The 471-nt window shown below is 55.4% G+C and carries 1 protein-coding gene and 1 pseudogene; one reads left to right on the plus strand and one right to left on the minus strand.

Going from position 1 to position 471, the window contains the following annotated elements; genetic code table 11:
* Positions 1 to 118 (plus strand): annotated as a pseudogene (locus F7R02_RS25870) (IS5-like element ISCARN85 family transposase); the annotation flags it as partial.
* 14 nt (positions 119 to 132) lie between these two features.
* On the opposite strand, the gene F7R02_RS25875 reads toward F7R02_RS25870, so the two are convergent.
* Entirely contained in the window at positions 133 to 420 is a 288-nt protein-coding gene (locus F7R02_RS25875) for a hypothetical protein (RefSeq protein WP_151210358.1), read from the minus strand.
* Positions 421 to 471: the final 51 nt, after the last annotated feature.

Genomic DNA, 471 nt, shown 5'->3' on the forward strand with positions numbered 1-471 from the left:
ACTGTTCCGTCGCTTGAAAGGCTACCGCCGGATTTTCTCGCGCTTCGAGAAGCTGGATGTCATGTTCCTTGGATTCCTCAGCTTCGTCCTAGTCGTTGATGGGCTTCGGATGTGTTAACAGGCCCTAGCATGTCACCAAATCCCGACCGTCAGCACGCGACGTAACAGATAGAACACCATGGCCGCGCCGATCATCACCAGCGCAGGCCCGACCTTGAACACATCAGCGAACCACAAAATTGTGCTGCCGGCGTTACCGAGCATGCCGCCGATGCTCTGGCCCTTCATGAAGTCCGGCATGGGCAGCAACGTCAACACGTAAAGAAGAGGGTCGGCAGGGATTCGTGTAAAAAACAGCCAAAAGTGAGCTAACTCGCTGTCAGCACAGAAATTTTTCACAACCTTCTGCCGATCCTCCATGCGGGTCCGTGATCGCCTTCATGTCTGCGCCTCACCCTGGTCGTCGAGGGT

This window comes from Xanthomonas cissicola (assembly GCF_008801575.1).
GTDB classification, from domain to species: domain Bacteria; phylum Pseudomonadota; class Gammaproteobacteria; order Xanthomonadales; family Xanthomonadaceae; genus Xanthomonas; species Xanthomonas cissicola.

Bases quoted from the DNA above. Each gene is read 5' to 3' on its own strand.
- F7R02_RS25875 (WP_151210358.1), bottom strand. From the start codon at position 420: ATGGAGGATCGGCAGAAGGTTGTGAAAAATTTCTGTGCTGACAGCGAG.